The sequence below is a fragment of the Nonomuraea sp. NPDC050202 genome, assembly GCF_040656115.1.
Taxonomy (GTDB): domain Bacteria; phylum Actinomycetota; class Actinomycetes; order Streptosporangiales; family Streptosporangiaceae; genus Nonomuraea.
The window spans coordinates 165,055-188,072 of the sequence record NZ_JBFALF010000023.1 but is presented as its reverse complement, the minus strand read 5'-3'; the positions used below and the strand labels follow the sequence as shown (position 1 = coordinate 188,072).

Annotated in this window: 20 protein-coding genes; 7 read left to right on the top strand and 13 right to left on the bottom strand. The window is 70.6% G+C overall.

Translation table 11 applies throughout. From position 1 onward, the window contains the following. Nucleotides 1-10: 10 nt before the first annotated feature. The 3 genes from AB0I79_RS42470 to AB0I79_RS42460 all read right to left on the bottom strand — a co-directional run bounded on the left by AB0I79_RS42470 (nt 11) and on the right by AB0I79_RS42460 (nt 7,049). Nucleotides 11-1,747 carry a ThuA domain-containing protein gene (locus AB0I79_RS42470; protein ID WP_357885889.1) on the bottom strand — a complete coding sequence of 579 codons (1,737 nt, stop codon included), beginning with the start codon at nt 1,745-1,747 and terminating at the stop codon, nt 11-13. An 11-nt stretch (nt 1,748-1,758) separates the two neighbouring features. Further along, nucleotides 1,759-4,578: a PQQ-dependent sugar dehydrogenase gene (locus AB0I79_RS42465; RefSeq protein ID WP_357885887.1), complete on the bottom strand. Its 2,820-nt coding sequence runs from the start codon at nt 4,576-4,578 to the stop codon at nt 1,759-1,761. A gap of 113 nt (nt 4,579-4,691) precedes the next feature. After that, nucleotides 4,692-7,049: an RICIN domain-containing protein gene (locus AB0I79_RS42460; RefSeq protein WP_357885885.1), complete on the bottom strand. Its 2,358-nt coding sequence runs from the start codon at nt 7,047-7,049 to the stop codon at nt 4,692-4,694. A 298-nt stretch (nt 7,050-7,347) separates the two neighbouring features. Between AB0I79_RS42460 and AB0I79_RS42455 the strand changes: the two genes are divergently transcribed. Then, entirely contained in the window at nt 7,348-8,088 is a 741-nt protein-coding gene (locus AB0I79_RS42455; protein WP_357885883.1) for a FadR/GntR family transcriptional regulator, read from the top strand. Nucleotides 8,089-8,133: 45 nt separating this feature from the next. Here AB0I79_RS42455 and AB0I79_RS42450 read toward each other — a convergent pair whose 3' ends face one another. The 4 genes from AB0I79_RS42450 to AB0I79_RS42435 form a co-directional block, all read right to left on the bottom strand. After that, nucleotides 8,134-9,285 carry a mandelate racemase/muconate lactonizing enzyme family protein gene (locus AB0I79_RS42450; RefSeq protein WP_357885882.1) on the bottom strand — a complete coding sequence of 384 codons (1,152 nt, stop codon included), beginning with the start codon at nt 9,283-9,285 and terminating at the stop codon, nt 8,134-8,136. A gap of 25 nt (nt 9,286-9,310) precedes the next feature. Beyond that, complete coding sequence (locus AB0I79_RS42445) at nt 9,311-10,138, bottom strand: carbohydrate ABC transporter permease (protein WP_357885880.1); 828 nt, start codon at nt 10,136-10,138, stop codon at nt 9,311-9,313. Next, complete coding sequence (locus tag AB0I79_RS42440) at nt 10,138-11,043, bottom strand: sugar ABC transporter permease (protein ID WP_357885878.1); 906 nt, start codon at nt 11,041-11,043, stop codon at nt 10,138-10,140. Before AB0I79_RS42440 ends, AB0I79_RS42445 begins: the two co-directional genes overlap by 1 nt. A 70-nt stretch (nt 11,044-11,113) precedes the next feature. After that, the gene (locus AB0I79_RS42435; RefSeq protein ID WP_357885876.1) at nt 11,114-12,361 is read right to left on the bottom strand and encodes an extracellular solute-binding protein; all 1,248 of its coding nucleotides are present in this window, start codon (nt 12,359-12,361) and stop codon (nt 11,114-11,116) included. Nucleotides 12,362-12,511: 150 nt separating this feature from the next. Between AB0I79_RS42435 and AB0I79_RS42430 the strand changes: the two genes are divergently transcribed. Further along, a complete protein-coding gene (locus AB0I79_RS42430) occupies nt 12,512-13,282 on the top strand; it encodes a FadR/GntR family transcriptional regulator (protein WP_357885874.1) in 771 nt (256 codons plus the stop codon). Nucleotides 13,283-13,423: 141 nt separating this feature from the next. Here the strand turns inward: AB0I79_RS42430 and AB0I79_RS42425 are convergent, their stop codons facing one another. From AB0I79_RS42425 to AB0I79_RS42410, 4 genes are read right to left on the bottom strand one after another with little or no spacing between them, the layout of a single operon-like run. Continuing rightward, nucleotides 13,424-13,759: a DUF4387 domain-containing protein gene (locus AB0I79_RS42425; protein ID WP_357885872.1), complete on the bottom strand. Its 336-nt coding sequence runs from the start codon at nt 13,757-13,759 to the stop codon at nt 13,424-13,426. Then, nucleotides 13,752-15,134 carry an acyclic terpene utilization AtuA family protein gene (locus AB0I79_RS42420; RefSeq protein WP_357885870.1) on the bottom strand — a complete coding sequence of 461 codons (1,383 nt, stop codon included), beginning with the start codon at nt 15,132-15,134 and terminating at the stop codon, nt 13,752-13,754. Before AB0I79_RS42420 ends, AB0I79_RS42425 begins: the two co-directional genes overlap by 8 nt. Before the next feature lie 19 nt (nt 15,135-15,153). Further along, nucleotides 15,154-16,089 carry an NAD(P)-dependent oxidoreductase gene (locus AB0I79_RS42415; protein ID WP_357885868.1) on the bottom strand — a complete coding sequence of 312 codons (936 nt, stop codon included), beginning with the start codon at nt 16,087-16,089 and terminating at the stop codon, nt 15,154-15,156. Between the two features lie 11 nt (nt 16,090-16,100). Beyond that, nucleotides 16,101-17,384, bottom strand: coding sequence for an MFS transporter (locus AB0I79_RS42410; RefSeq protein WP_357885866.1), 1,284 nt, complete (start codon nt 17,382-17,384; stop codon nt 16,101-16,103). 109 nt (nt 17,385-17,493) lie between these two features. Between AB0I79_RS42410 and AB0I79_RS42405 the strand changes: the two genes are divergently transcribed. Beyond that, nucleotides 17,494-18,237: a GntR family transcriptional regulator gene (locus AB0I79_RS42405; protein WP_357885864.1), complete on the top strand. Its 744-nt coding sequence runs from the start codon at nt 17,494-17,496 to the stop codon at nt 18,235-18,237. 98 nt (nt 18,238-18,335) lie between these two features. On the opposite strand, the gene AB0I79_RS42400 is transcribed toward AB0I79_RS42405, so the two are convergent. Next, a complete protein-coding gene (locus AB0I79_RS42400; RefSeq protein ID WP_357885862.1) occupies nt 18,336-19,424 on the bottom strand; it encodes a tartrate dehydrogenase in 1,089 nt (362 codons plus the stop codon). Between the two features lie 166 nt (nt 19,425-19,590). Here AB0I79_RS42400 and AB0I79_RS42395 point away from each other — a divergent pair, with 166 nt between their 5' ends. Then, nucleotides 19,591-20,526, top strand: a complete 936-nt coding sequence (locus AB0I79_RS42395) for a LysR family transcriptional regulator (RefSeq protein WP_357885860.1) — start codon at nt 19,591-19,593, stop codon at nt 20,524-20,526. Nucleotides 20,527-20,628: 102 nt separating this feature from the next. Here the strand turns inward: AB0I79_RS42395 and AB0I79_RS42390 are convergent, their stop codons facing one another. Beyond that, the gene (locus tag AB0I79_RS42390) at nt 20,629-20,985 is read right to left on the bottom strand and encodes an STAS domain-containing protein (protein WP_357885858.1); all 357 of its coding nucleotides are present in this window, start codon (nt 20,983-20,985) and stop codon (nt 20,629-20,631) included. A 369-nt stretch (nt 20,986-21,354) separates the two neighbouring features. On the opposite strand from AB0I79_RS42390, the gene AB0I79_RS42385 reads away from it, so the two are divergent. The 3 genes from AB0I79_RS42385 (at nt 21,355) to AB0I79_RS42375 (ending at nt 23,014) form a co-directional block, all read left to right on the top strand. Beyond that, the gene (locus tag AB0I79_RS42385; protein ID WP_357885856.1) at nt 21,355-21,642 is read left to right on the top strand and encodes a Fe-S cluster assembly protein HesB; all 288 of its coding nucleotides are present in this window, start codon (nt 21,355-21,357) and stop codon (nt 21,640-21,642) included. Nucleotides 21,643-21,760: 118 nt separating this feature from the next. Beyond that, nucleotides 21,761-22,693: a hypothetical protein gene (locus tag AB0I79_RS42380; protein ID WP_357885854.1), complete on the top strand. Its 933-nt coding sequence runs from the start codon at nt 21,761-21,763 to the stop codon at nt 22,691-22,693. Nucleotides 22,694-22,753: 60 nt separating this feature from the next. Further along, the gene (locus AB0I79_RS42375; protein ID WP_357885852.1) at nt 22,754-23,014 is read left to right on the top strand and encodes a BON domain-containing protein; all 261 of its coding nucleotides are present in this window, start codon (nt 22,754-22,756) and stop codon (nt 23,012-23,014) included. The last annotated feature ends 4 nt before the right edge of the window (nt 23,015-23,018 follow it).

Genomic DNA, 23,018 nt, shown 5'->3' with positions numbered 1-23,018 from the left:
CCTTGCCGCCTCAGACGCGGGTCCAGCGCTGGCCGGCTCCTCCGTTGCAGGTCCAGATGCGTGCCTTGGTGCCGTTGGCGGTGCCGGCGACGTCCAGGCACTTGTTCGCGCCGACGGCGGTGACGGTGCCGTCGGCGTTGAGGCGCCACTTCTGGTTGTTCTGGCCGTTGCAGCTCCAGATGATCACGCTGGTGCCGTCGGCGGTGCCGGCGCCGTTCACGTCCAGGCACTTGGTGCCGTAGACCCGCAGCTCGCCGGCGCTGGTGGAGGTCCACTGCTGGTTGGGCTGCCCGTTGCAGTCCCAGATCTGCGCCTGCGCGCCGTTGGCCTGGGAGGCGCCGCCGACGTCCAGGCACCGGTTCGACCCCACGCCCCGCAGCGCGCTGGTACCGCCCGGGGTGCTGGTCAGTTCCTTGATGCGGATGTTGCGGAAGGACACCACGTCACCGGAGCCGTGGTTCTGGATGCCGATGTGGCCCTGCTGGAGCGAGCGGGCCGGATCGGTGTTGGTGAAGTCGTTGATCCTGCTGCCGTTCAGGAACACCTGCAGCCGCTCACCCTCCACCAGCAGCTCGTAGGTGTTCCACTGCCCCGGCGGGTTCAGCGCCGCGTCGCGGGCGGCGAGGTCGGCGGCCTTGAACCCGTAGATCGCCCCGGTCGTCCTGTCGGGGGTGTCGGTCGCGTCGATCTGCACCTCGTATCCGGTGTCGAGCGCCGCGCCGGGGTCACTGGTGGCCGGGAAGCCGACGATCACGCCGGAGTTGGAGTCGCCCGTCAGCTTCCAGTCGAGCTTGAGGGAGTAGGAGCGGAACTCCTTGGCGTTGTGCCACAACATCCCCATGCCGCCCTGGGAGGTCAGCGTGGCGTCGCTGTTGGCGAACGACCCCGGCCCCGCTTGCGACCAGCCCGCCGTCGAGCCGCCGTACAGCGTCGTGTACCCGTTCTCGGGACGGCAGTCGGCGTCGACGGCCTTGGCCGCGTAACGGATCCCGCCGAGCAGCAGCGTGCGGAAGTTCGGATCGGCGTACGACTCGCGGGTGTGCCCCAGGCCGGTGTAGAACGCGCGTCCGGAGGACTGCGGGTGGCACCAGGTGATCGGGTGGTCGCCCATGCTGCCGCCGCTGTAGCTGCCCTCGTCCAGGCTCTGCAGCACCCGGACGTTCGGTCGGGGGTTGGCGCGGTAGTTGTACCACTCGTCGGTGCGCGACCAGGTCGCCCCGAGGTGAGCGGTCGCGGCGTGCGCCCGGTCCTCGTTCCGTACGGTGGCCTGCTGGATCGCCGGGTGGCTGGCGAACCAGGCCCCCGTCAGCTGCCCGTAGTAGGCCCAGTCGTACTCGGTGTCGGCGGCCGAATGCACCCCTACGTAGCCACCCCCGCCGTCCACGTACGCCTGGAAGGCGGCCTGCTGGGTGTCGTTCAGCACGTCGCCGGTCGTGTTGAGGAACACCACCGCCTGGTACTGGGCGAGGTTGGCCGCGCTGAAGGCGCCCGAGTCCTCGGTCGCGTCGACGGCGAAGTCGCCGGCCGCCCCCAGGTCGCGGATGGCCTGGATCCCGGTGGGGATGGCGTCGTGCCGGAAGCCGGCCGTCTTGGAGAACACCAGCACCTTGAAGGCGGCCGCCTGGGCGGGGATGGCGGGGAGCATCGTCGCGGCGGCGATGATCGCCGCCGCTGTCACTGACAGGCGTCGCAGCACAGAGGTCTTGCGGTCGCCTCCGGGCGCGGCTGAGGTCAGATGTCGCAGCATGGGTGTCCCTTTCAGACGCGGGTCCAGCGCTGGCTGGTGCCTGCGGTGCAGGTCCAGATGCGTGCCTTGGTGCCGTTGGCGGTGCCGGAGACGTCCAGGCACTTGTTCGCGCCGACGGCGGTGACGGTGCCGTCGGCGTTGAGCCGCCACTTCTGGTTGTTCTGGCCGTTGCAGTCCCAGATGATCACGCTGGTGCCGTCGGCGGTGCCGGCGCCGTTCACGTCCAGGCACTTGCCGCCGTAGACCCGCAGCTCGCTCGTGCTGGTGGAGGTCCACTGCTGGTTGGGCTGCCCATTGCAGTCCCAGATCTGCGCCTGCGCGCCGTTGGCCTGCGAGGCGCCGTTCACGTCCAGGCACCGGTTCGACGCCACACCCCGCAGCGCGCTCGTGCTGCCCTGGGGCGGGGTGCCGGTGTCGAGAGTGAAGGCGTCCACGTCGAACAGGTAGCCCTGCCCGGTCGGGCCGCGGAAGACCAGGTACAGCGTCGTCGTGCCGGCCGGCGCGCCGCTGAGGCTCGCGGAGACGTCGGTGAAGGTGTCCCAGCCGCCGGTGCTCGCCACGTTCACCGTCCCCAGCAGGGTGCCCGTCGCCGAGCCCGCCCGCACCTCGATCCGGCCGCCCGCGCCGGCCGAGGACACCCGGGCGGTGATCCGCGTCGCGTTGCCCAGGTGGTACGGCTGGAAGGAGATCCAGTCGCCGTCGTCGGTGAAGCCGACCGTCCTGCCGCCTTCCGCGGTGGCGTGGTCGGCCGGCTGGATGCCCTGCTGCGCGCCGAAGTGCTCCGCCTGCCGGTGCCTCGGCTGGAGCGTACGGGTGCTGGTGGAGGTCAGACCGCCCCCGTCGGTGTAGGAGGCCTCGAAGACGCCGTAGATGTTGGCCGCGGCGTCGTGCTCGCCGTCGACCGGCACCGTGATGGAGCCCGAGCAGCCGGTCTCGGAGGTGATCTGGTGGCGGTGGCTGTCGTGGCCGAGGAAGTAGGCGACGGTGACCCGGCCGCAGTCGATCGTGCCGTCCTCCGGGTCGCTGACGGTGACCTGGAAGGGCACGGTGTCACCGAAGGAGAACGGTTGCCCATCGGCAGGGGTGGTGAGGCTGACCGTCGGCGCGGTGTTGCCGACGGTCACGATCACGCTCGCCGTGCCGGTGAGACCCTGCGGATCCCGGACCGTGAGCGTCGCCGTGTAGGCGCCGTTCGCGGTGTAGGTCTTGCTCGGGTTCGCCGCCGTGGAGGTGGTGCCGTCGCCGAAGTTCCACGAGTAGGTCAGCGCGCCGCCCTCCGGGTCCGAGCTGCCCGCCGAGGAGAAGCTCACCGCCAGCGGAGCCGGTCCCGACGTCCTGTCGGCGGACGCCTTGGCGATCGGGTTGCGGTTGGCGCTGCCGATGTACTCGATGCGGTACAGCGCCTGGTTGTTGCTCCCGGTGCCGTAGTCGAGGACGTACAGGGCCCCGTCAGGGCCGAAGGCCATGTCCATGACCTGCGTGCCCGACCAGGGGAACGCCGAGATCTCCCCGTAGGCGCCGTCCGGCTTGACCTCGATCGCCTTGATCCAGCGCCGGCCGTACTCACCGGCGAAATACCGCCCGTCGAGCGCTTGGGGGAACTTGACGGCCGAGCTCAGGCCGGGGTCGTACCGGTAGACCGGGCCGCCCATCGGCGACTCCGACCCGGAGCCGAACTCCGGTGGGCTTCCGGCGTCCCCCGCGTACCGGATCCACGCCGGCTTCGCCGGTGGCAGCGTGGGCAGGCCGGTGTTACGGAAGGAGTTGTTGGCCGGGCCGCCCGCGCAGTCGTACTTGGGACCGGTGCTGTTGGTGGCGAAGTTCCATTCGTTGTAGGTCTCGCTGGTGGTGTTCGTGCCCGTGCAGTACGGCCATCCGTAGTTGCCGGGGCCGGTGATGCGATCGAACTCCACCTGCCCGCTCGGCCCGCGGTTGGAGGTGGTCACACCGGCGTCGGGCCCGTAGTCGCCGAGGTAGACGATGCCGGTCGCCTTGTCCACGCTCATCCGGAACGGGTTGCGGAAGCCCATCGCGTAGATCTCCGGCCGGGTCCTCGCCGTCCCCGGCGGGAACAGGTTGCCGCTGGGGACGGTGTAGGTGCCGTCGGGCTGCGGTTTGATGCGCAGGAGCTTGCCGCGCAGGTCGTTGGTGTTGGCGGACGAGCGCTGGGCGTCGAACTGGGGGTTGCGGTTGGTCCGCTCGTCCAGCGGGGAGTAGCCGCTCGACTCGAACGGGTTGGTGTCGTCGCCGGTGGTCAGGTACAAGTTGCCGGCGGCATCGAAGTCGATGTCCCCGCCCACGTGGCAGCACTGGCCGCGGTCGTTCTGGACCCGCAGGACCACCTTCTCGCTGGCCAGGTCGAGGGTGTCGTCCGCCTTCAGGGTGAACCGGGACAGGTACAGCTCGCCCTTCCACTGGTCGAACTGGGCCTGCGTGCCCGTGGCCGGCGCGTCACCGTTCGGGGTGCTCAGCCGCGGGGAGTAGTAGAGCCACACGTGCCGGTTCGAGGCGAAGCCGGGGTCGACCGCCACGCCCTGGAGGCCCTCCTCGTCGTGGGTGTAGACGTTGAGCCGGCCGGCCACCTTCGTGTTGCCGTTGGCGTCGGTGACACGCAGCGTGCCGTCGCGCGCCGTGTGCAGGACCGACCGGTTCGGCATCACGGCCAGCGACATCGCCTCGCCCAGTTCCGCGCCGCCCGACGCGAGAGACACCTGCTGGTAGTCGGACGGCGGGATGACGAGGGCGTTCGCCGCGGGGGCGCCGAGCGCGATCGCTCCGGGGATGATCAGCGCCATCGTGGTCAGCAAGGTGAGCCACGGACGTCGGGACATGAGGGTTCCCTCCTGCGACAGGAAGACCAGTCAGGGCGAGGCCCCGGTCGTGGCCGGAGGCGTGCCGCCTCCGCCCACGGTGGGGGACGTGGGCCGTCGTCGGACGGACGGTGTCAGGCGCGGGTCCACTTCTGGTTGGCTCCGCCGTGGCAGGTCCAGATGTGCACCTTGGTGCCGTTGGCGGTGGCGGCGCCGCTGACGTCCAGGCACTTGTTCGCGCCGACGGCGGTGACGGTGCCGTCGGCGTTGAGGCGCCACTTCTGGTTGTTCTGGCCGTTGCAGTCCCAGATGATCACGCTGGTGCCGTCGGCGGTGCCGGCGCCGTTCACGTCCAGGCACTTGGTGCCGTAGACCCGCAGCTCACCGGCGCTGGTGGTGGTCCACTGCTGGTTGGGCTGCCCGTTGCAGTCCCACAGCTGCGCCTGCGCGCCGTTGGCCTGCGACGTGCCGGTGACGTCCAGGCACCGGTTCGACGCCACGCCCCGCAGCGGGCTCGTGCTGCCCGAAGGCCCGCCCTGGGGGCCGGCGGCCGCGATCACGGCCTGGGCTCCGGCCGGCCAGGCGCCGTTGGCGACGGTGACGTTGTTGTTCACCACGTTGCCGCGGTCTCCGTTGGTCACGTTGGTGCTGCCGTTGGTCGACCAGTTGCCGGTGACGGTGAAGTTGCCCATGTTCTCGCCGTACCAGTAGTTGGCGGTGGCCCAGGTTCCGGTGTTCGACAGCACGTTGTTCCTGACGGTGTAGTACCGCGAGCCCTCGTCGAAGTAGATGCCGAACCAGCCGTTGGTACGCAGGCAGTGGTTGTCGCTGATCACCGCGCCCGGGTTCCACGACAGCGTGTAGATGCAGCCGCCGTCGGTCATCTGCTGCATGACGTCGTGCACGTAGTTGCCGACGAGCCGGTTGCCGGAGGCGGTGGTGGGCGTGGTGTAGCGCGGCTGGAAGTCGTACAGGCCGCGGTCGGCGTAGTGGGTGCTGCCGCCCGGCTCGTTGGCGCCCCAGCCGTACCCGATCGACATGCCGGTGTACGGCAGGTTGTAGACCTCGTTGCGGGAGACGTCGGTGTTGGTGACGTAGGTGGTCAGGACCGAGACGACGCCCCGGTGGTCCAGGCCGAGGTCGTGGATGCGGTTGTGGCTGACGGTGATGTTCCGGTTGACCATCCGCTGGTCGCTCGGGTGGTGCGCGTCGCCGCGCACGCCGCCGGCCACGATGCCGCCGGCCGAGCTGTGGGCGATCTCCGACCGGGTGATCGTGATGTCGGCGGCGCCCAGGCCGACGCCGCTGGCGTGCGCGTTGGCGTCGTTGCCGATGCCGATGGCCGTCTGTCCCAGGTTGACGAAGCGCGAGTCGGTGAAGGTGACGGTGTTCGCCGCGGAGACCTGCACGGCGGCGGGCATCTGGAACCAGTTCGGCCGGGTCGCCTCGAACTGCCGGCAGCCCTGGTGGCAGGAGGTGAAGGCGGGCCAGCTCCAGTTGCCGGCGATGTAGGCGCCGGTCTGCTGGTCCACGTAGCCCTGGTTGCCGCTGGGGCCGAGCCAGCTCGTGCCGGTGAAGGTGATCCCGCTGAACGTGATGTGGTGCGCGGGCGCGTCGTAGGTTCCGCCGACGTGCACCAGCGACTGGAGCACCGGCAGCTCCACGCTGACGTTGGCCATGTTCTGCCCGGCGCGCGGGATGTAGGACAGGGCGCCGGTCGCGGGGTCGAGGTACCACTCCCCCGGCGAGTCGAGGAACTCGTAGGCGTTGACCAGGTAGAGCGGCCCCGCCCGGTGCGGGCTGGTGAAGGTGTCGTACCCGAAGTTGTTGTTGTTCCAGGCGGGCTGCCGCATCGTGATGAGGCCGCCGCTGATGCTCTGCACCGGCGCGTACCGGTCGGTGAAGGAGCCGACGCTCTCCATCTCGACGCGGCCCTGGTTGGCGAGGTTGTTCAGGTAGCTCAGCGCGCCGCTGGTGAACCTCATCCCGGTGCTGCTGGCGGTGAAGTCGGACCGGTTGACGGCGGTGCGCGCCCGGGTGGCGAGGGCGCCGTCGACGTACAGCTGCCGGGTGTCGATCCCGGCGCCGACGCCGGCGCGCCAGATGTTCTTTCCCGGGTCGGCGACGGTCCATCCGGTGACGGCCCTGGCTCCGCTGATGACGGGGACGGCCCCCGCCGCGGCCTGCCATCTGACGGTGTAGCCGTTGTTCCCGGAGTCGGCGGCGGTCAGCCGGAGCGGCTCGGACAGCCGGTACACCCCGCCGGCCAGCTCCACGACGATGTCGCCGGACATCCCGGCGTTCAGCGAACGTACCGCCGCCTGCGCCGCGGACAGCGAGCACGGCTGGGTGGCGGTGCAGGCGGTGCCGGTGCCGGCGGGTGACGCGTACAGGGTCGTGGTGGCCGCGAGGGCCGGGGTGGCGGGGGCTACGAGGGCGAACGCCGCGGCCAGCGCGGCGGTGACGATGCCGATCAAGGTCGGTCTCGGCATCGTGACGGGCGAAGGTAATGGCACAGTCGTTCCTTTGGGGGGTAGGGGCGCCGGCCTCGCTACCAATTACCCGCAGAGTATGGATACCCGTCAAGACTTTAAGCGTGCTTATTTCGCGATCCGCACCCGGGAAGTGTGGCCGAAGTGAGCGTTTTTGCGCCTTCACCTGCAGATTCACCGGGCGCTGTGTACGAGCCCGCCTACCCTTCCCGAATGAACCGTTCATATGTGTCGTACTCATCGGGCGCGATCGGCTCATCGGTCATACTCTTGCTGGGAATGGCGAGGAGGAAGCACGGTGACCGACACCCCGCGTGAGAGCGGATACCGGCCGGGCTACGAGGTGGCCGCCGAGCAGGTGCTGGAATTGATCGTCAGGCTGGGCCTGCGCCCGGGTGACCGCATGCCGACCGAGAACGAGCTGGCCCGGCAACTGGGCACCAGCCGCACCGTGGTGCGCGAGGCGGTGAAGATCCTCTCCGCGCTCGGCCGGGTACGCGCCCAGAAGGGCCGCGGCCTGTACGTGGCCGACGACGAGGGCATGTTCGGCACCGGGCGCTGGGGGTCCTTCTTCCTCCCCACCGACCTCGACCACGTCTACATGCTGTTCGAGTTCCGCCGGGCGCAGGAGATGGAGACCAGCAGGCTGGCCGCCCGGCGCGCCACCCCTGCCGAGCTGAGGGCCATCGAGGAGGCGGCCGGCCTGTGCCGCCACGGCTTCGAGACCGGACGCGAGGAACTGTTCAACGAGGGCGACAACGCCTTCCACACCGCCATCGCCGCCGCCTCGCACAACATGTTCCTCCAGGTCGCCGTGCGGGAGGCCCGCAGGCTGCAGGCACAGTCGAGCCTCATCGGCCTGCGCGGCTCGGTGGGCGGGCACGCCGCCAAGGCCGTGGAGGAGCACGACGCCATCTACCAGGCCATCCGGGCCGGCGACCCCGAAGCGGCCGCCCAGTCGGCGGCCACGCACATCGACAACACCCTCGACGACTACCGCAGGGAGATCCAGCAGCGCCTGTTCTTCTCGTCCCACTGATCCGGTCGCGGGCGACGGCGGGCCTCGGCCGCGCAAGGCTCCCGCTCATCCCGGAGACCTCGCCGCGGAGGAGCAGTTGGCGACCGCCAGCAGCCGTCGTCCGGCGTGCTCCGGCCGGGTGTGGGGGCCCTCGGCAGCCCTGGGGTCCGGCCTGCGGACGGACGTGTTGACCGCCTGCTCGTCGACCGCGATGCCGAGGCCCGGCGCGTCGCCGAGGACGAACGCGCCGTCCTCGACGTGCAGGTCGAGCGACAGTCCGAGCGGCGGGCGCAGATCCTGCAACTCGCTGGCCAGGTGGTTCGGCACCGACGTCGCGGCGTGCAGCAGCGCGACGGGCGTGGCGCCGATCGGGCTGACCGGCAGGTCGTGGGCGTGCGCCAGCGCGGACACCCGGAGGAAGTGGGACACCCCCCAGACGACGGCCGTCTGGACGACGTCCACGGCCCCCGCGGCCAGCAGCGGACGGAACTGCTCGAGCCCGGTGAGGTTCTCCCCCGTGGCGACGGAGGCGCGGACCCCGCGACCGACGGCGGCCAGGCCTTCGGCGTCCCACCGCCGCACCGGCTCCTCGATCCACGTCAGATCCAGCGTGCGTTCGAGCTCGCAGACGTGCCGGACCGCCTGCTTGCGGGTCCAGGCCTCGTTCACGTCGAGCATCAGGCCCGGCCGCGCGCCGCGCCCCGCCTCGGTCAGCACGTCCCGCACCAGCGTCAGGCGGTGCCGGTCGCGTTCGATGTCGAGACCGCCCTTGATCTTGGCCGCGCGCAGGCCGTGCTCGGCGTAGACCTGGTAGACCGAGACGAGTTCGTCGTCGGTCAGGCCGATGTCGAGGCCGGAGGCGTAGGCGGGCACCTCCCGGTCGCGCCCGCCGAGCAGGCGCCAGAGCGGCTCACCGGCCGCCTGCGCCTTGATGTCCCACAGGGCGGTGTCGAGTGCGCCGATCGTGCCGAACACGGCGCCGGCGTGGCCGGCCTTGAAGGTCCGCCGCAGCATGCGGTCGTAGAGCGCCGTCACGCCGCGCGGATCCTCGCCCTCGATCGCGGCGAAGACCGTCTCGATCTCCACGTGCGGCCCGAGACCCACGCCGGTGATCCCCTCGTCGGTGTCCACCATGACGAGCGGCACCGGTACGGCTCCGTCGGCGAAGACACCGTTGACGTCACCGACGGGACGGCCCCATTCCTGCACCGTCGTCATGGTCCGATACCCAGTGATCCGCATGTCAGCCCTTCGTGGAACCGGCTGTGACGCCGTCGGCTATCTGGCGCTGGAGGAACAGATAGATCATCAGTACGGGCACCGCGGCGATCAGGACCCCCGAGGCGAAGGTGGGGATGTCACCGGAGTACTGCCCGCGCAGCGCGTTGACCCCGATCATGAGGGTGCGATGCTCCGGCGACGGCATCATGAGCAGGGCGATGAGCACGTCGTTCCAGCAGAACAGGGCGTCGAGGATGCCGACCGACAGCAGCGCCGGAACGCCCAGCGGGAGCATGATCCGCCGGTACACGCCGTACACCGTGTTGCCGTCGATCCTGGCCGCGTCCACGATCTCCGCCGGGATGGTCCTGTAGTGACTCGTCATCAGGAAGACGGTGAACGGCAGGAACTGGGCGACGTAGGCCAGGACGAGGCCCGGATAGGTGTCGATGAGCCCGGTGTCGGCCATGACCCTGGTGAGCGGAACCATGATCACCTGGAACGGGATGAACAGCCCCGCGAGACAGCCCAGGAAGATCACCGAGGAGCCGCGGAAGCGCAGCCGGGCCAGCGCGAAGCCCGCCATCGACCCCAACAGCAGCAGCAGGGCCACGGCGCACGCCACGACGACGAACGAGTTGACGAAGTACCGCGCCATGCCGGCGCCGGCCCACGCCTCGGCGAGGTTGTCCCAGCGCAGGGAGCCCGCCGGGGCGAACCGGTCGAGGACGTAGTCGCGACGGGTCTTCATCGCGACGTTGCCGGTGAACACGAGTGGATAGATCGTCGCCAGCGCGAGCACGGCCATCGGCACGGCGGCCGCCCACCTGGCCAGACGCATCCCGGGCATCAGTCCTGCCTCCCCGTGCGGCGGAGCAGGGTGATCTGCAGGAGCCCCACCACGAGCATGACGACGAAGAGCACCGTCGAGGCGGCCGAGGCGAGCGCCGGCCGGTTCATCTGTCCCTGCTGGTGCCAGATGTAGTACTCCGGCAGGTAGGTGGCCCCCTCCGGGCCCCCACTGGTCATCACGAAGAGCAGGCCGAACATGGAGGTCAGCATTCCGATCATCGTCGTCACGAAGACGAACTGGATGGTGCGGGTCAGGCTCGGGATGATCACGTGCCGGATGATCTGGCGCAGCGACGCGCCGTCCACGCGGGCCGCGTCCAGCAGCGAGGCGTCCAGGGTGCTGAAGCCCGCGAGGAACACCACCAGGGCCATCCCGAACGTCGCCCAGACGTGCACGCCGACCACCGTGAACATGGCGATGCCCGGATCGCCGAGCCAGTCGACGGGGCCGGCGCCGATCACCGCGAGGGCGGAGTTCAACGGGCCGTCGTACCCGAGCAGGAGGTTGAAGATCGCGCCGACGATCACCGGGGAGAGCACGGCCGGGAAGAAGTAGACGCTGCGGTAGACCCGGTGACCCGGCACGCGCAGATAGATGAAGGTCGCGAGCAGGCCCGGAATCGCCACCGCCAGGGGAAGCAGCAGGACCAGCAGCCCGACGTTGCGCAGCGAGGTGTGGAACAGCGGGTCGCCGGCCAGCTCCAGGTAGTTGCCCAGCCCCACGGGGGTTCCGTTGAGCTCGCCGTCACCGGTGAAGGAGAAGTTGACCCCCAGGGCCAGCGGCCACAGGCGCAGCGCCACGATGATCAGTACGGCCGGGGCCACCAGGACGTAGGGCGCCAGGCGCTCGGAGCGCACCTTGCGGGAGGACGGCCGGGCTGCCGTACGGGCCTGTTGCTTCACGGTCACTCCGCCGGCCCGCGCCGAGCCGGCCGGGCGGGCCAACGGCGAAGGGCCTCCGATCGGCACGCGGTCAGCCCGTCCGGTCGGAGGCGGCCAGCTGCTCCATGGCCTTGTCCACGGTGGTCGATCCGCTCAGGAGCTGCTGGGACAGCCTTCCCATCACGTCCAGGGTCTTGGAGGACAGCGCCACGTGCAGGGCGGGCCTGCCGGTCTTGATCCCGGCGGCGATCGCGGTGGCGGCCGGGCCGGCCTGCGAGACGTCGATCGTCGTGTCGGACGCGATCGCGCCGGCCTCGGCGTAGAACGCCGTCAAGGCGTCGGTCGAGGTCAGCGATCGCACCAGATCGGCGGCCAGCGCGGGGTCCTTGGTCCACTTCGCGACCGCGTAGCCGATGCCGCCGTCGAACGGAAGGCTCGGGGCAGCAGCGCCGGTGACGACCGGGGCCCGCATGACGCCGATCTTGTCGGGTGGCAGGAACTCTCCGAAATCCTTCCAGTGCCCGATGTCCGACATCAGCCCGATGATGTGAGCGGCCTTGCCGGTCTCGAAGACGCTGAAGATGTCGGTGAACATCGCGGTGGAGTTGGCACCGTCGTTGTTCAGCCCCTTGTCGCCGGACTCCTTCCACAGCTCGAAGATCCGCCGCACGTGCGGAGAGGTCCAGTCGCGCTTCCCGGCGATCCAGTCGTCGTACTCCCGGGGCGTCAGGACTCCGGAGCCGAGGCCCGACAGGAAGAACTGGATCCCGATGCCTTCCTTGTTGCCGAGCGCGAAGCAGGTGGCCCCGGTCGCCTTCTTGATGGCGGCGCAGCCGCTGACGAACTCGTCCCAGGTCTTGGGCGGGGCGGCGGGATCGAGGCCGGCCTTCTCGTAGAGCGTCTTGTTGTAGTAGATCGGGTGCCCCTGCAGGGTCACCGGCGCGGCGTAGACCTTGCCGTCCTTGCTGAACGCCTCCCAGCCCGCCAGCCGGCTCCTGTCCCCGGCCACGTACGGGTCCAGCGGAAGGAGCGCGCCGGCCCGGTCGCGGAGCTGCCCGCCCCCGTTGAAGAGCATGACGTCGGGGCCCTTGCCGGCCTGGATGGCCGAGCCGAGCAGGGTGTAGTACTGGTCGAACGGCTGGGCGACGAACTCGACGGTGACGCCGGGATGCCGCTTGGCGAAGTCCGCCTTCGCCTTGCCGATGTAGGCCGCGGCGGCCGGTTCACCTGACTTCCAGTCCCAGACCACGAGCTTGTGCTGCTTCTGCTGCGAGTCCCCGGACGGGGAGTCCGTCCGGGTGGCGCTCCCGCAGCCGGCCACGGCCAGTGCCGCGGCCATCAAGGCCGACCATAACGCTCGCTGCTTCATCGCCACCCGCTTCCCGGGAGCGGCCACCGGATCCGGCCGTCTGCGGCCAAACGTAATTCGTATGACGTCTGGCGGCAAGAGGGTTCCCGTATACTGACGTGCCAGGGCACCGGAGGCGACATGACGGCATCGCAGGAAACGGCCGGCAGCGACCCGGCGCCACCGGCCTGGGTGCGCCGCCCGGCGAGTCTGGCCAGAGCGGTGACAGCCGAGCTGGTGGAGCGCATCGTTCGCGGCGTGCACCCGCCGGGGACACCGCTGCCCCCCGAGCCCGCGCTGTGCGAGGCGTTCTCCGTGAGCCGCACCGTCGTGCGGGAGGCAGTGAAGATCCTGCAGGAGAAGGGGCTGGTACAGGTCCGCCAGGGTTCCGGCACCATGGTGACCCAACCGGCGACGTGGGACATGCTCGACGAGCTCGTCCTCACCGCCACCATCGCCGTGGACGAGAGCCTCGCGATCCTCGACGACCTCGTCGTGACGCGGCGCGTGCTGGAGTCCGACATGGCCAACGTCGCCGCCCGCCTGGCCGGGCCGGACACCATCGATCGGCTACGCGCCCTGGTGGATCAGATGGACGAGCTGGTGGACGACCCGGCCACGTACGCCGAGAGCGACCGCGCCTTCCACGACACCATCATGCGGGCGTCGGGCAACCGCATCGCCCGTGGCGTCGTACGGTCGCTGGAAGGCCAGGTCGTCAACACCGCCCGATACCTGGGCCGGACCGAGCGGGCCCTGTGCGTGGCGTCGAACCTCGGCCACCGCCGCATCTACGAACGCATCGCCGCCCACGATCCCGACGGCGCCGCCGAGGCGATGTTCCAGCACATCACCGAGGCCTGGATCGTCCGCCGCAGCGGAACCGCCGATCCCGTGCGGCTGCAGCGCTAGCACGCCCGCACCGCTCGTCGTCCCGGCCACGGGGCGGACGGCGCTGGGCGGCAGCGCGACCCCGTCGTTGCCGGACCGTTGTGCATCGCAGGGTCGCCGCGGTCGTGCAAGCACGGCGCAGCCGCCCGGGAGCCCTGGTCGTCAGCGATCGCGGCCGGCCGGCCGCTTGATCGGCATGCGCGCGAGCGGGACGTGGTGCTGGCCGGCGTGCATGTCGCGGTCCCGGAGCGATCCCTGGCTGACGGGACGCGGAAAGGAGATCTTCACGACGTTCAGCGAGGGGATCCGGAACAGCTGGACCGTGCTCTCCTCGACCCGGTAGAGCTCGGCGATCACGCGTTCGTTCAGGAAGGACTCGTCCGCGGCGATCCGGTACCCCTCCGCGTCGCGCATGAAGAGCTCCATGGTGACCCAGAACGGGCCCGCGTTCTTGGACCGGACCTCGTGGGCGAGGTCCGCCAGGGTGGTCTCAGGCATCCGCGTTCTCCCCCATCTCGATGCGGAACAGGCTCGTCGGGTCGGCGCAGTCGACGACGTGGTTCAGCACGAACTCGTACGCCGCGCCGCGCTCGACCTCGGCCGGCGAGGACGCGAACGCGAGGCTCGGCAGGTAGTGCATCGCCGGCGTCGGCAGGTGCAGCATCAGCGGGTTGGCGACCTTGGCGATCGCCGTGGCCGTCGCCTGGTCGGGCGCGTTGACCAGCAGCACCACGCCCACTTCCCGCGGCGGCCCGCTCTCGGGCTCGAGGTCGTCCAGCACCGCGTTGTGGCCGTAGAGGCGCAGGTCGAAGGCGTACTCGTCGTCGTCCAGCCCCAGCGTCTGGCCCACCCGCTGCGTGATCATCGTGCGCATCAGGTCCGCCCAGGCGTCGATGTCGGCGAGGATGAGGGGGTCCCTGATCGCGGTGAACGACATGGTCTCGTAGCCGGTGATCCGGGCGCCTTCCAGCTTGATCGTGTACTGGTCGGCGACGTGGAACCTCGACCCCTCGACGCGGACGATCCGGTCGTCGACCGCGGTGTACCGCGCGTCCCGGACGTCGAGGGTGCCGTCGGGCTCCCGCATCTCGAACGGGTTCGCGGTCTCGTAGAGCATGTGGGCGGCCACCGAGATCGGCGTGCACGACACCGCTGGGTCGAGCGGTTCGATGGAGAAGCCGTCGGCGTCGATGGTGGCCAGGACCCCGCCCGCGCGCGGGTTGCCGGTGCACTGACCGCCGCACTCGACGATCTTGGCGGCGTGCCACGCCGGCCCGGCGGGCATGCCCTTCATGAGCGGGTAGGCGGCGGCCACCGCCGTGTCGGTGGCCCGGCCGGCGAGCACGACCTGGGCACCGGCACGGAGCGCCGCGACGATCGGTTCGTGGCCCATCGCGCCGACGATGTGGGTGCAGCTCTCGAGGGTCTCCGGCCGCAGCGGCCCCAGCGGTGGCAGCGGGTGGATCCGGCCGGCGCCGAGGAGCTCCTTCAACTCCGCGGCGTCCTGCTCGCTGTAGATCCGGGCGACCTTCAGGTCCAGGCCCTCCTCCGCCATCACCTCGGCCGCGATCCCGGCGACCCAGTCGACGCCGCTGTCGGTCCCGCTCGTACCGCAGGAGCCCACGATCACGGGTATGCCGGCGCCGGACGCGGCCGTCAGCAGGCTGCGCAGGTCGCGTGCCACCGCCTGGGCCGTCGTCTTGGGGGTCGCGGAGCCCAGGTAGTAGGGGCCGGAGTCCGTCGACCCGGCGTCGATGCTGATGACGTCGGCACCCAGGGCGATGCCGCGCTCGATCGTCGCGTGGTCCCAGCCGGCGCCGAGCATGCCGCTCGGCGACAGGACCCGGACCGACTTGACGGGTTCGCTGTCCATGTCCCTCTTTCTCTCCGTGTCAGTTCACCGGGAACTGCGCTCGGCCTTCGAGCGCCGCCACGAGTTCCTCGGCCCCTCTGCGCCCTGCGGCGGCTCGTGCCTCGGCGGTCTGCCCGGCCAGGTGGGAGTAGACGACGATGCCGTCCACGCCGCGCAGCGGGCTGTCCGGCGCAAGCGGCTCCTCGCTCACGACGTCGAGCGCGGCGCCCGCGATCTCTCCCGCCCGCACGGCCGCGACGAGCGCGTCCTCGTCCACGATGGCGCCACGCGCGGTGTTGACCAGCAGCGCTGTCGGCTTCATCCGCTTGAACGCCGACTCGCCGAGCAGGCCTCGGGTCCGTTCCGTGAGCGCGGTGTGCACCGAGACGTGGTCGGCGGTGGCCAGCAGCTCGGGCAGATCGACGAACCGGACCGAGGGGTCGCTCCGCAACCGCGCCGGCACGCCGGTGGTGCAGACCACGCTCATGCCGAAGGCGCGAGCCAGCGGCACCACCGCCCGCGCCGACGCGCCGTAGCCGATGAGCCCGAGGGTCGATCCGCGCAGTTCGCGTCCGTCCTCACGCGGCCAGGCGCCCCGCGCCACCCCGTGTGCGGACTGCACGAGACGCCGGGCGCCGGCGAGCAACAGGCCCATGGTGTACTCGGCGACGGCGTTGGCGTTGATGCCGGGCAGGTTGCTCACGCTGATCCCCAGCCGGGCCGCGGCGGCGACGTCGACCGAGTCGTAGCCCACGCCTGTCCGCACGATGACCCTCAGCCTCGGCACGCGGGCGAGGACGTCGGCCGTCAGCGGTTCGTTGGCCACCAGCGCGGCGTCGATCCCGGCCAGCGCCGCCACGAGCTGCTCGGGATCGCGCCGGCCGATCATGGGCAGGTGCACGGTCTCCAGCCCGGAGCGTCTCAGGAACTCGTCGACCTCGTCGCCGGGGCGGAGGTAGTCCGTGGTGATCAGCACGCGGGTCGCCGTCACAGCACACGTCCGGAGGAAGAGCGTCGTTGCAGGGCACTGACCCGGGCGACCGCCAGCACGGCGACGACCGCGATGACCGAGGCGTGGATCAGCAGCAGGGACCAGCTCGTCAGGTCGACCATGGCGCCGACCACCGCCGGCCCGAGGAAGCCGCCGCCCACCCATCCGACGGTGTAGAGACCGGTGTAGGTGCCGACCACACCGTCGGAGGGGGCGAGGTTCCACAGCACGACGACCGCGTTGACCAGGAACGAGGACGCACCCGCCGCCGCGACGCACAGGCCGGCCACGGCACCGGCCGGCGTCTGCACCACGGTGCCGAGCACCAAGCCGGCGGCGAACACCGCCATCCCGGCCATCATCACGCGCAGCCGGCCGAAGCGCTCCGCGAGCATCGCCACCGGGTACGCCGCCACGATGAAGGCCACTCCGCTGGGCAGGGCCAGCCCGCCCGCATCGCCGCGGGACAGGCCCAGCACCTCCATGCCGTACGGCGTGACGAGCGCCCGGGAGGCGGCCCACGCACCGCCGAACAGGAGGATGGACGCGATGAGCCATAACCTGCTGCGGTCCGGATCCCGCACGATGTCGAGCACGATGTCCCGCACCCGCACCCGTGCCCGCACGCCCGCTGACGTCGTTCCCTGCCGCTCGCGGTCCTCCACGAGCGCCGCCTGGTAGGCCGGGGACCGGCTGTCCCGCAGCTTCGTGGCGAGCACGACCATGGAGGCCACCATCAGGGCCGCGGGAATCGCGAACGACAACCTCGGGAAGTCGTCGATCAGGAAGATGCTGATCAGCGCCGCGGCCATCACCGTGAGGCTCGACGCGATCTTGACCACCGCGTTGGCCCGGCTCCGGCGCCGCGGCGGGATGAAGTCCGGGAGCAGGGACTCGGCGACGGGCTTGAACGAGTTCGCGACCAGCGCGTAGGCGAACATCACCAGGACCAGCAGGGGCAGCGCGGCCGCGGCGTGCGGGATGGCGAGGAACAGCAGTGCCGCCAGCGGCATCCCGACGACGAGGTACGGGATGCGTCTTCCCCACGAGGTACGGGTGTTGTCCGACCGGTTGCCCATCCACGGCTGGATGAAGATGCCGAGCAGGTTGTCCATCCCCATGAGCAGCCCGACGAGAGCGGCACTGCCGATGTGCTCGCGCAGCAACGGCGGTACCTGCGAGTCGTAGAGGTTCCACGTCGACTCCTGCGCGAAGACCGCCAGGGAAACGAAGAACGTGATCCGTCCCGCTTGCGTGCGCTGCCCGCTCGTCGTCGACATGGGGCACCTTCCCTTCACCTGCCGTTGTGGCCGGCACAACGCTACGGTTGCTATAGCAAATCGGTCAAGCGTCGCAACCTATTTTTGCCATGGCAGATAGGCTGCTCGTATGGTGGATGAGACGTTGAAGGGCCTGGCGGCCAGCACCCTGGCCGACCGCGCGTACCGCGCCATACGGGACGCGATCACGATCGGAGAGCTGCGTCCCGGCCAGAAGGTCACCGAACGGGGGCTCGCCGAGCGGCTGTCGGTCAGCCCGACGCCGGTGCGCGAGGCCATCCGGCGCCTGGAGCAGGACGGCCTGCTCGAACGGACCGGACCGAGGACGGTGCAGGTGGCCACGTTCGGCGACGTCGCGATCCAGGACCTCGCGGAGGTCGAGGTGGCCCTGCGCGGGATGGTGGCTCGCTTCGCCGCCCGGCACGCGTCCCCGGAGCAACTGGACCAGCTCGACGCCATCCTCGACGAGGCCGACGACCTGCTGATCCTCATCAAGCAGCGGCAGAAGGCCGGCCAGGAGCCGTCGCGGCACCTCGGCCGGCTGCTCGACGCCATGCAGCGCTTCAACGAGGTCGTCGAGTCCTGCGCCGGCAACCCGGTCCTCGTGCGGCTGCTCGACCAGACCCGGGTGTTCTCGTGGCCGGAGCGCCGGGCCAGGCTGATCGAACGGATCGGCCGCGACGCCGAGTTCGGCCTGCACCGCTACACGAGCCATCGTGCGCTCGTCCGGGCGTTGCGGGTGCGTGACTCGGCAGCGGCCGAGGCGCTCGTGATCGAGGACGCCCGCGGCGGGCTCGGGGACCTGCTCGCCGCGCCCACGACACCGGCGACGGCATCCATCGCCCCGTCCTGAAGGGCCATGCCCGGCTCCCCGGGGGTCAGGGCGCGTGATCGACGAGGAGTGTCAGGACGGTGTCATGACGCCGTGGTGACCTTCGGCTGCCGGCCGCGTCACGCGGACACCCCGGCCGCGATCCCGGCGGCGATCGCCGCGCCGAGAGCCGGGGTCGTCCCGGAGCCGCCGAGGTCGGGGGTGAGCACCTCCGGTCGCTCGTCGAGCACGCTCTCGATCGCGCCCACGATCCGCGCCGCCGCGGCGGGCTCCCCCAGGTGGTCGAGCATCATGGCGCCGCTCCAGATCTGGCCGACCGGGTTGGCGATGCCGCGTCCGGCGATGTCGGGGGCCGAGCCGTGCACCGGCTCGAACAGGCTAGGCCAGGTGCGGTCGGGGTTGATGTTGGCGCTGGGGGCGATCCCGATCGTCCCCGCGCACGCCGGCCCGAGGTCGGAGAGGATGTCCCCGAAGAGGTTGCTGGCGACGACGACGTCGTACTGCTCGGGACGCAGGACGAACTTGGCCGCGAGGATGTCGATGTGGTCCTTGTCCGCGGTCACGTCCGGGTACCGCTCCGCCATCAAGGCCGCGCGCTCGTCCCAGTACGGCATCGTGATGGAGATGCCATTGCTCTTGGTCGCCCACGTCAGGTGCTTGCGTGGCCGCGAGCCGGCCAGCTCGAACGCGTACCGCAGCACCCGGTCCACCCCGGTCCGGGTCATCACGGTCTCCTGCACGACCGTCTCGCGGTCGGTGCCCTCGAAGATCCGGCCCCCGATGCTCGAGTACTCGCCCTCGGTGTTCTCGCGGACGACCAGGAAGTCGATGTCGCCCGGCCCGCGATCACGCAGCGGGCTGCGCACCCCGCGCAGCAGCCGGACCGGCCGCAGGTTGACGTACTGGTCGAACTCACGGCGGAACTTCAGGAGGCTGCCCCACAGCGACACGTGGTCGGGCACGGTCTCGGGCCACCCGACCGCGCCGAAGAAGATCGCGTCGAAGCCGCCGAGCACCTCCTTCCAGTCCGGCGGCAGCATCTCGCCGTGCCGCACCCAGTAGTCGGCGCAGGCGAACCCGAACTCGACGGTCTCCAGCTCGAACCCGTGGATCTCCGCGGCGGCCCGCAGGCACCGCAGCCCTTCCGGGACGACCTCACGCCCGATGCCGTCGCCCGGGATGACAGCGATGCGGTAACGGTGGGACACAGGCGCTCCTCCGGCCTCGTCGACAGTGCACGCGCCCGGTGCGGGCGCGCCTCCACCCTCGTCGGCGGGGCACGCCACGACAAGGATGACCGGGGCAACCTATCCTTTCGCTCATGGAAAGACGTCCGCTTCGCGCCCCCCGCGCCGCGACGCGATGACCACCTCGATGGACGACCTCCACTTCTTCCGGGTGGTCGCCTCCAGCGAAACGCTCACGGCGGCCGCCCGCGAGCTGGACTGCTCCCTGCCTGTCGTCAGCAAGCGCCTCAGCGCCCTGGAACGCCGGCTCGACGTGCGCCTGGTGCACCGGGGCACGCGCCGGCTCGCGCTGACCTCCGAGGGGGAGGTCTACGCCGCGCGCCTGGAGACGATCCTCGACCAGGTCCGCGAGCTCGAGGACCTGGTCACCCATCGTTCCGGCGATCTGCGGGGCTCCGTCGTGGTCCAGGCGACCCTGGGTCTCGGACGCGCGCACGTGGCGCCGCTGCTCGGCGAGTTCGCCGCCCGGCATCCCCGGCTCGGCATCCAGCTCCGCACGACGGCGCTGCCCCTGCGGCCGCACCGGCGCGAGTTCGACGTGGCCGTCCACGTCGGAACGCCGCCGGACTCCTCGCTGCGGATGCGCCGGCTGGCGCAGAACCGTCGAGTTCCCTGCGCCGCGCCGTCCTATCTGGAACGGAGCGGAGCGCCCGAACGGGTGGAGGACCTGGCCGAGCACGACTGCATCGTGCTCCGCGAGAACGAGGGCGACTTCGCCCTGTGGCGCTTCGGCGACGCCGGGAACCCGCGCCAGATACGCGTGCACGGCCGCCTGTCCAGCAACGACGGGGACATCGTGACCGACTGGGCGCTGCAGGGCCGCGGCGTGATCATGCGCTCGGAATGGCAGGTCCGGCCGCACCTGGAGAGCGGCGCCCTGGTGCGCGTGCTGCCCGGGGTACCGACACCGCCTGCCGACATCTACGCACTCCTGCCGGACGATGTCCACGTGCCCCGTCGGGTCGGCGATCTGGTCGACCATCTGGCCGCACACCTGCCGGACCGGATCGCCGGCGCCCGCCTTGCCGTGGACGGCATGGTCGCACGGCCACCCGGTTCCTAGGTTGCCTGCCGTGGACACCCAGTTCCGGGCGTCGTGCCCCACGGCATCGACACGCACGACCTGCCGATCACTCACGGTTCTGGAGCCCTCTCCGCATCCCGTTCAGCCGAGTGGATGCGGATGCCGGGACCGGGGAGCCGCCGCGGTCCGGCCTGGTGGTGCCAGGTCCTGGTCGGGCAGGACGGCCCGCAGCACCAGCGCCGCCGGAGCGCTGGGACCGACCAGCGTGAGGTTCCCGCCGAGCGAGCGGGCCAGCCTGCGCGCCCGCAGCACGGCGGCGGCGCCGCGCGAGTCCATGAAGGTCACGCGCCGCAGGTCCACGCTCAGCCGCGGGCCGCGCTGCCGGATCACCGTGGCGAGGAATTCGTACAGATCATCAGCGGTGAGCAGATCGACCTCGCCGCCTACGCAGACGACGGGTGCGCCTGCGGACAGGCTGACACTGAGATCCAGTCTCATGAAGGGTTCCTAGCTGGGTGCACGCCCAGCGCTCTGGTGCGCCGAGTCCCCTCCCGTACCCTCGGCAAGCCGCCTGAACCGTCTTCTCACTTCTCACCGCTCCCGCAGTGAGGCCGGTAGCCGCGTGAGCTCCGGCCCGCCCGGGCGTGCGCCGGTGACCGTGATGTTGCGCTTGTGATCAGCACTCCACGTGGTGACGCATGCGCCGGGATTCAGCGGGCGGCAACGCGGACAGTACGCCGTAATTGACACCATTTGCCCCTTATTGGGGTTATTGGCTGGCCCAGCGCGGGCACGCCTCTCATCGGGCATCGGAGCGGGCGACCACTCCGTGCCGGCCAAGGAGTCCGCCAAGCTCGAGGAGTTGCCGTGCTCACGCTGACCGCCGACGCGGTCGCGGCGATACGCGATCTGACCACACAACCGGAAACCCCGCCGGACACCGGGCTGCGCATCGCAGCCTCCTCCACCAACGGCTCCGGCAGATCTCTCGAGCTGTCGGTCTCGGGTGGCCCGCACCCCAACGATCAGATAATCGAGGCGGAAGGCGTACGGGTGTACCTCGAATCGACCGCCGCCTCATTCCTGGACGACAAGATGCTCGACGCGGAGATCGATGACGACCGGCCGTCCTTCCGGATCATTTCCCCGCCCTGAAGTCACGGCTCTCCGGCGGGGTTACGACGGACGGCTGAGCCGCCGATCCCACGTCATCCTCGGGCCGGCCACACTCCGGTGCCGTTGCGCGTGCCCGCGCGTGGCTAGGATGCCGCGCATGCGTCGTCCCCTCGCCCACCAGGCGGCCGTCGGCCTGCTCGCCGTCCTCTGGCTCGGTCTCGTCGGTGGCATCGTGCTCGTCTGGGGGAGCGATACAGCCCCCTTCGAGATCTTCGCGGGGGTGTTCTGGAGTTCGGTCTGGTATTTCTGGCTTGCCCGGGTCTGGTTGGGCGGGCCGATGGCCATCGGGCTGATGCGCAAGGCGCTCCTCGCGATCTGCCCGATCCTGATCGCCGGCTCCGCCCTGGCCATCGGGATCAGCGGTGGCGAGGTGTACCCTTCGCAGCTGATCGGGGTTGCGGCCGCGCTGTGCGGGGTCGCCGGCGGGGTACTGCTCGGCCGCGAGGAGGTCAAGCGGTGGAGCCAGTCCGCTGCCGCGGCGAAGGTGCTCCGCCAGCCGCCCGACGGAACCGCCTTCGACCTGCGGGCCGCCTCGCTCAGGCAGAGCAGGGGCATGTTCGGCTGCCTGCTGATCATCGTAGCCGCGGTCGTCCTGATCGTGGTCGGCGTCATCGGCGCGATGCTGCCCGAGGACCGGGGGGTGAACGCCCCGGATTACATCGCCTTCATGGTCGGCGTGGTGCTGGTGGTGGTCATCGGCATCGCCGGACATATCTGGATAAATCTGCGAGCGAAGGAAATGGGCGTCCTGGCCGTCACCGAACGGGGCCTCAACAACCACCCCTGGTCGAGGCTCCGCTCGGTCGCCCTGTCCTACGTCGGCGAAGCAGTGATCGTGGACGGCGTCCACAGGTACCCGGGAGCGCGGCTCGACCTGTCCCTCTACGACGAGCCGGACGAGCACCACCTCGCTCTGCCCGGCGACGCCATCCTGCACGGCTCGATCGCGGCAGCGCTGGCGACGCACGCCCCCGACGGCGTGTTCCTGGGCTGGGTCCAGCGGACCGGCGAAACGCGTCCGGTCCGCTGAGTTCCCCGAGGGTCGCCGAGCCGGGGATGCGGCCTCCAGGTGGGCAAGGGGATCAAAAGCTTGCCCGTGCCGCACGGCGAGCGGACCGCCGGCATGGCCGGTCGCCGTGATCTGATGGCGATGCCGGCCCGTCCCGACCACGAGCTGCGCCAGGCGGTCATGGCCGCGTTGCGCGAGCCGTACCCGTCCGGCCCGAGCTGGGAGGTCACCGTGCGTGACGGTGTCGCCGAGCTGAGCGGGCCGCCCCACGAGCATGCCGACCACATCGCCGACGTGCTCGCCCGTACCGTGCCCGGCGTCGTCCGGGTCGAGCACCTGTAGGAGA

Excerpts from the sequence above, each read along its gene's own strand:
- AB0I79_RS42395 (WP_357885860.1), top strand. The coding sequence starts at position 19,591 with ATGGACGACCTCCACTTCTTCCGGGTGGTCGCCTCCAGCGAAACGCTC.
- AB0I79_RS42430 (WP_357885874.1), top strand. The coding sequence starts at position 12,512 with ATGACGGCATCGCAGGAAACGGCCGGCAGCGACCCGGCGCCACCGGCC.
- AB0I79_RS42405 (WP_357885864.1), top strand. The coding sequence starts at position 17,494 with ATGGTGGATGAGACGTTGAAGGGCCTGGCGGCCAGCACCCTGGCCGAC.
- AB0I79_RS42390 (WP_357885858.1), bottom strand. The coding sequence starts at position 20,985 with ATGAGACTGGATCTCAGTGTCAGCCTGTCCGCAGGCGCACCCGTCGTC.
- AB0I79_RS42435 (WP_357885876.1), bottom strand. The coding sequence starts at position 12,361 with ATGGCCGCGGCACTGGCCGTGGCCGGCTGCGGGAGCGCCACCCGGACG.
- AB0I79_RS42380 (WP_357885854.1), top strand. The coding sequence starts at position 21,761 with ATGCGTCGTCCCCTCGCCCACCAGGCGGCCGTCGGCCTGCTCGCCGTC.
- AB0I79_RS42465 (WP_357885887.1), bottom strand. The coding sequence starts at position 4,578 with ATGTCCCGACGTCCGTGGCTCACCTTGCTGACCACGATGGCGCTGATC.
- AB0I79_RS42410 (WP_357885866.1), bottom strand. The coding sequence starts at position 17,384 with ATGTCGACGACGAGCGGGCAGCGCACGCAAGCGGGACGGATCACGTTC.
- AB0I79_RS42445 (WP_357885880.1), bottom strand. The coding sequence starts at position 10,138 with ATGCCCGGGATGCGTCTGGCCAGGTGGGCGGCCGCCGTGCCGATGGCC.
- AB0I79_RS42420 (WP_357885870.1), bottom strand. The coding sequence starts at position 15,134 with ATGGACAGCGAACCCGTCAAGTCGGTCCGGGTCCTGTCGCCGAGCGGC.
- AB0I79_RS42450 (WP_357885882.1), bottom strand. The coding sequence starts at position 9,285 with ATGACGACGGTGCAGGAATGGGGCCGTCCCGTCGGTGACGTCAACGGT.
- AB0I79_RS42470 (WP_357885889.1), bottom strand. The coding sequence starts at position 1,747 with ATGCTGCGACATCTGACCTCAGCCGCGCCCGGAGGCGACCGCAAGACC.
- AB0I79_RS42460 (WP_357885885.1), bottom strand. The coding sequence starts at position 7,049 with ATGCCGAGACCGACCTTGATCGGCATCGTCACCGCCGCGCTGGCCGCG.
- AB0I79_RS42425 (WP_357885872.1), bottom strand. The coding sequence starts at position 13,759 with ATGCCTGAGACCACCCTGGCGGACCTCGCCCACGAGGTCCGGTCCAAG.